Here is a 3,302-nt window from a genome sequence, read left to right as displayed (position 1 = left end):
CCGGGACGGCGAGGACCAGGCGGGCGAAGGGGCGGGCAGGAACGATCAGGCAGGCGCGGAGCGGGCACGGACATGTAGGCGTTCCCCCTGCGGCCCGAAGAGGCTGAGGATCTCCAGCGCAGCGTCGAACGGGTTGCCGAACCAGTGCGGCGTACGGGTGTCGAACTCGGCGACCTCGCCCGCCTCCAGGGTTAACTCGTGCCGGCCGAGCAGCAGCCGGCACCGGCCGGCGAGCACGTACAGCCATTCGTAGCCCTCGTGCACCTGCTGTTCCGGCTCGCGGGTCGCCGTCCGCGGCGGGTAGATCATCTTGTACGCCTGGACGCCGCCGGGGCGGCGGGTCAGCGGCAGGATGGTCACCTCGCCCCGGCGCACCGGCCGGGGCCGGACCCGGGGATCCCCGGTCTCCGGCGCGCCCACCAGGTCGTCGAGCGGCACCCGGTGGAACCGGGCCAACGCCAACAGCAGCTCCAGGGTGGGCCGGCGGCCCCCGGACTCCAGCCTCGACAGCGTGCTGACCGAGATCCCGGTGGCCGCGGAGAGCTGGGCCAGGGTCACGTTCCGCTGCTGGCGCAGCGCCCGCAGCCGTGGCCCGACCGCCGTCAGGACCTCGTCCGGCGTGTCCGGGCCAGGCAAAGCCGGGAAAGCGTTCTCCGTCATCCCGCGAGTTTGCCATCCCGGCAACATTTCTTGTCAACACGGCCGGCGACCCGGACGATCCGGAGCACCGAACGGAGTGGAGACGACGATGACAGATTCGTACGACGTGGTGGTGGTCGGCGGCGGGGCGGCCGGGCTGAGCGGGGCGCTGGCGCTGGGGCGCTCGCGCCGGTCGGTGCTGGTGGTGGACGGCGGCGCACCCCGCAACGCCCCCTCCGCCCAGGTGCACAACCTGCTGACCAACGACGGGGTGCCCCCGGCCGAGCTGTACGCCAAGGGCCGCGCCGAACTCGCCCGGTACGGCGTCGAGGTGATCGACGGCACGGTCACCACGGCCCTCCGGTCGGACACTCCCGACGGCCTCCGGCTCACCGTGGAGCTGACCGGCGGGCGGCAGGTGCTCGCACGCCGGCTGCTGGTGACCACCGGGCTGGTCGACGAGCTGCCCGAGATCGCCGGGCTCGCCGGACGGTGGGGCCGAGACGTGCTGCACTGCCCGTACTGCCACGGCTGGGAGGTCCGCGACCAGGCCGTCGGGGTGCTCGCCACCGGTCCCACCGCCGTCCACCAAGCCCTGCTGTTCCGCCAGCTCACCGACGACGTGGTGCTGTTCGCGCACACCGGACCGGCGTTGACCCCGGACCAGACTGAGCAGCTCGCGGCGCGGGGCGTGCGGATCGTCGGAGGCGAGGTGACGGCGGTGGAGGTGACCGACGACCGGCTCACCGGCGTGCGGCTGGCCTCCGGGGCGGTGGTGCCCCGGCAGGCGCTGGTGGTGGCGCCCCGGGCGCGGGTACGGGCCGACCTGCTCGCCGGGCTCGGCCTGGCGCTGGCGGAGTTCGTGGTGGCCGGCACGGTGACCGGCGATCACGTGCCGGCCGACCCGCAGGGCGCGACGGCGGTGCCGGGGGTACGGGTGGCGGGCAACGTGACCGACCCGATGGCCACCGTCCCCGTCGCCATGGCGGCGGGGATGAAGGCCGGGGCGGCGCTCAACGCCGAACTGGTCGCCGAGGAGACCGACCGGGCGGTCGCCGCCCGCCGCGCGGCCACGGCCGTCGGGCCCACCGCCGAGGCGACGGACGGCGGACGGAGCGCCGAGGCGACGACCGACGACCGAGCGGCCTCGGCGGACGGACCGGTCGACGCGGAGACCGCTCGGCACTGGGACGCGCTCTACGCCGAGCGGGAGCGGCGGTGGAGCGGCCGGCCCAACGCCCGGCTGGTCGAGGTCGCCGAGGCGCTGCCGGCCGGCACCGTGCTGGATCTGGGGTGCGGGGAGGGCGCCGACGCGGTCTGGCTGGCCCGCCAGGGCTGGCGGGTGACCGCGGTCGACATCTCCCGTACCGCCCTGGACCGGGCGGCGGCTGAGGCCGCCGCAGCCGGGGTGGCCGACCGGATCGACTTCCGGCGGCACGACCTGGCCCGCGGCTTCCCGGACGGCAGCTTCGACCTGGTCTCCGCCCAGTTCCTCCAGTCGAAGCTGGAGTTCCCCCGGGCCGAGGTGCTGCGGGCCGCGGCGCGGGCGGTGGCGCCGGGCGGCCGACTGCTGATCGTCGAGCACGGCGCGCCGCCGTCGTGGTCCCGGGCGTTCCACCCGGAGGTGCGGTTCCCCACCCCGCAGGAGACCCTGGCGACGCTCGACCTGAACCCGGACGGCTGGTACCCCGAGCGGCTGGACGCGCCGGTGCGGGAGGTGACCGGGCCGGACGGGCAGCCGGCCACCCTGGTCGACCACCTGGTGCTGGTCCGCCGCCGGTGACGGTGTCGCAAGTCAGGACTCCATGACCCGCTGCATCGCCGCCCGGCAGCGCCGACCGGTGCGCAGATACTCGTCGAGGAACTCGCCGGGGTCGTCGCGGCCGAGCAACCGCACCACCCCGGCCAGCTCCACGCCGTGTCGGGGCATCTGGTCACCGGCCCGGCCCCGGACCAGCATCAGCGCGTTGCGGACCTGCGCGGCCAGGGTCCAGCCGGCGGTCATCTCCGCAGCGTCCGTCGGGTCGACCAGGCCGGCGTCGCGGGCCGCCGCGAGCGCGTCGAGGGTGCGCGTGCCGCGCAGTCCCGGGTGCGCTCCGGCGTACCGGAGCTGGAGCAGCTGCACGGCCCACTCGACGTCGGCCAGGCCACCCCGGCCGAGCTTGGTGTGGGTGGCCGGGTCGGCGCCCCGGGGCAGCCGCTCGGTCTCCACCCGGGCCTTGATCCGGCGGATCTCCACCGCCTGCTCGCGGGTCAGGCCGCCGACCGGGTAGCGGATCGGGTCGATCATTGCCTGGAACTCGGCGCCCAGATCGGCGTCGCCGCAGACGAACCGGGCCCGCAGCAGCGCCTGCGCCTCCCACACCTTCGACCACCGGGCGTAGTACTGGGCGTACGCGGCGAGGCTGCGCACCAGCGGCCCCTGGCGGCCCTCGGGCCGCAGGTCGGCGTCGACGCCGAGCGGCGGGTCGGGGGCGGGCATGCCGAGCAGCCGGCGTAGCTCCTCGGCGATGTCGTGTGCGGCGGCGCTGGCCGCGCTCTCGTCCGCCCCGGCGGGCGGGTCGTAGACGAAGAGCACGTCGGCGTCGGACAGGTAGTTGGACTCGTACCCGCCGAGACGGCCCATGCCGATCACCGCGAAACGCAGGCCGGGCGGCGCGGGG

Annotated in this window: 2 protein-coding genes and 1 pseudogene; 1 reads left to right on the top strand and 2 read right to left on the bottom strand. The window is 75.7% G+C overall.

The window, feature by feature from the left end:
* Positions 1-45: 45 nt before the first annotated feature.
* The gene (locus E1193_RS30660; protein ID WP_132186615.1) at positions 46-660 is read right to left on the bottom strand and encodes a helix-turn-helix transcriptional regulator; all 615 of its coding nucleotides are present in this window, start codon (positions 658-660) and stop codon (positions 46-48) included.
* An 88-nt stretch (positions 661-748) separates the two neighbouring features.
* On the opposite strand from E1193_RS30660, the gene E1193_RS30655 reads away from it, so the two are divergent.
* On the top strand, positions 749-2,422 hold the full coding sequence (locus tag E1193_RS30655; RefSeq protein WP_132186614.1) for a methyltransferase domain-containing protein: 1,674 nt from the start codon (positions 749-751) through the stop codon (positions 2,420-2,422).
* A gap of 12 nt (positions 2,423-2,434) precedes the next feature.
* Here the strand turns inward: E1193_RS30655 and E1193_RS30650 are convergent.
* Positions 2,435-3,302, bottom strand: a pseudogene (locus E1193_RS30650) (bifunctional [glutamine synthetase] adenylyltransferase/[glutamine synthetase]-adenylyl-L-tyrosine phosphorylase); the annotation flags it as partial.

The sequence above is a fragment of the Micromonospora sp. KC606 genome (assembly GCF_004348675.1).
Classification (GTDB): domain Bacteria; phylum Actinomycetota; class Actinomycetes; order Mycobacteriales; family Micromonosporaceae; genus Micromonospora.
Note: the sequence above shows the minus strand (reverse complement) of the source record. Positions and strands in the feature narration are given on the sequence as shown.